At 44.1% G+C, this 2,500-nt stretch carries 2 tRNA genes and 2 rRNA genes (2 of these 4 cut by a window edge); all 4 read left to right on the forward strand.

Annotation, left to right across the window (positions count from 1 at the left end):
• Positions 1–1,149 (forward strand): 16S ribosomal RNA (locus LO744_RS02800) (it extends 368 nt beyond the left edge of the window).
• A gap of 298 nt (positions 1,150–1,447) precedes the next feature.
• A tRNA-Ile gene (locus LO744_RS02805) sits at positions 1,448–1,521 on the forward strand.
• 86 nt (positions 1,522–1,607) lie between these two features.
• Positions 1,608–1,681, forward strand: a tRNA-Ala gene (locus LO744_RS02810).
• Positions 1,682–1,902: 221 nt separating this feature from the next.
• Positions 1,903–2,500, forward strand: a 23S ribosomal RNA gene (locus LO744_RS02815) (it continues 2,163 nt past the right edge of the window).
• The 16S and 23S rRNA genes sit together here with 2 tRNA genes alongside, the layout of an rRNA operon.

The following is a 2,500-nucleotide window of genomic DNA, read 5'->3' on the forward strand; positions in this document are numbered from 1 at the left end:
TGGGTGAGAGCCTGATCCAGCCATCCCGCGTGAAGGACGACGGCCCTATGGGTTGTAAACTTCTTTTGTATAGGGATAAACCTTTCCACGTGTGGAAAGCTGAAGGTACTATACGAATAAGCACCGGCTAACTCCGTGCCAGCAGCCGCGGTAATACGGAGGGTGCAAGCGTTATCCGGATTTATTGGGTTTAAAGGGTCCGTAGGCGGATCTGTAAGTCAGTGGTGAAATCTCATAGCTTAACTATGAAACTGCCATTGATACTGCAGGTCTTGAGTAAAGTAGAAGTGGCTGGAATAAGTAGTGTAGCGGTGAAATGCATAGATATTACTTAGAACACCAATTGCGAAGGCAGGTCACTATGTTTTAACTGACGCTGATGGACGAAAGCGTGGGGAGCGAACAGGATTAGATACCCTGGTAGTCCACGCCGTAAACGATGCTAACTCGTTTTTGGGTCTTCGGATTCAGAGACTAAGCGAAAGTGATAAGTTAGCCACCTGGGGAGTACGTTCGCAAGAATGAAACTCAAAGGAATTGACGGGGGCCCGCACAAGCGGTGGATTATGTGGTTTAATTCGATGATACGCGAGGAACCTTACCAAGGCTTAAATGGGAAATGACCGGTTTAGAAATAGACTTTTCGCAAGACATTTTTCAAGGTGCTGCATGGTTGTCGTCAGCTCGTGCCGTGAGGTGTTAGGTTAAGTCCTGCAACGAGCGCAACCCCTGTCACTAGTTGCCATCATTAAGTTGGGGACTCTAGTGAGACTGCCTACGCAAGTAGAGAGGAAGGTGGGGATGACGTCAAATCATCACGGCCCTTACGCCTTGGGCCACACACGTAATACAATGGCCAGTACAGAGGGCAGCTACCAGGCGACTGGATGCGAATCTCGAAAGCTGGTCTCAGTTCGGATTGGAGTCTGCAACTCGACTCTATGAAGCTGGAATCGCTAGTAATCGCATATCAGCCATGATGCGGTGAATACGTTCCCGGGCCTTGTACACACCGCCCGTCAAGCCATGGAAGTTTGGGGTACCTGAAGTCGGTGACCGTAACAGGAGCTGCCTAGGGTAAAACAAGTAACTAGGGCTAAGTCGTAACAAGGTAGCCGTACCGGAAGGTGCGGCTGGAACATCTCATTTTAGAGCGTCTTCGGACGATAAAAAATAAGGACACAATGTGTCCATGCACTTACTTAAAGAGAAGCTTTAGTTTTTATTTGGTTGATATATAAGTATAAGTAAAAAGGTTAAAGTAAAAAGAGCCAAGTGTAACAGCTTGTATTAATTACTCATTACCAATTATTTATTACTTATAATATATATAAGAAATACAAAACCCACTAGAAATTAGTATTAGGGAAGAGAGATTGAGTATGAAGAAGAGAAAAAAGAGATATGCAAATATTACTTATTACTCATCACCCATTACTCATAACAAAGTCTCGTAGCTCAGCTGGTTAGAGCGCTACACTGATAATGTAGAGGTCGGCAGTTCGAGCCTGCCCGAGACTACTAATTTAAATAGAGGTTAGAATCTAGAAATTAGAAGTTAGTTTTTTACTAATCTCTAACTTCTAACTACTAACATCTAAACTAGCGGGGAATTAGCTCAGCTGGCTAGAGCGCCTGCCTTGCACGCAGGAGGTCAAGGGTTCGACTCCCTTATTCTCCACATTGTTATAGTAATATAACATGATTTATGGTTTAATTTTAAGAAGCAAATAGAGCCAAAAACAATATTTTGCGAATTAGATCAGAAATAGCATAAAGATCATTGACATTAACGGTAAAAATATCACAAAGAGAAAACCGAGCGCAATTAAGCGTTTGAGTTTACAAAAATATTTTAGCAGCAATGCTAAAGCAAAAATACTGAACTAATTAATAATTAGGAAAGAAATCGTTAAGGGCGTATGGCGGATGCCTAGGCTTTCAGAGGCGACGAAGGACGTGGTAAGCTGCGAAAAGCTGCGGGGATTGGCACACACGAATTGATCCGCAGATGTCCGAATGGGGCAACCCGTCTGGTTGAAGACCAGTCACTCCGCAAGGAGAGCAAACCAGGAGAACTGAAACATCTAAGTACCCTGAGGAAAAGAAATCGAAGAGATTCCGTAAGTAGTGGCGAGCGAACGCGGATTAGCCCAAAAGCTTTTATATGTTTAATAGAATGTTCTGGAAAGAACAGCCATAGAGGGTGATAGCCCCGTATATGAAAGGCATATTTAAGTGATAAATGAGTAGGGCGGGACACGTGAAATCCTGTTTGAATATGGGGGGACCATCCTCCAAGGCTAAATACTCCTGAAAGACCGATAGTGAACAAGTACTGTGAAGGAAAGGTGAAAAGCACTTCGAATAGAAGGGTGAAATAGAACCTGAAACCGTACGCCTACAAGCGGTCGGAGCCCACAAGTTGGGTGACGGCGTGCCTTTTGCATAATGAGCCTACGAGTTAATGTTACTAGCGAGGTTAAGTACTTCAGGTACG

Source organism: Chryseobacterium turcicum (genome assembly GCF_021010565.1).
Classification (GTDB): Bacteria; Bacteroidota; Bacteroidia; order Flavobacteriales; family Weeksellaceae; genus Chryseobacterium; species Chryseobacterium turcicum.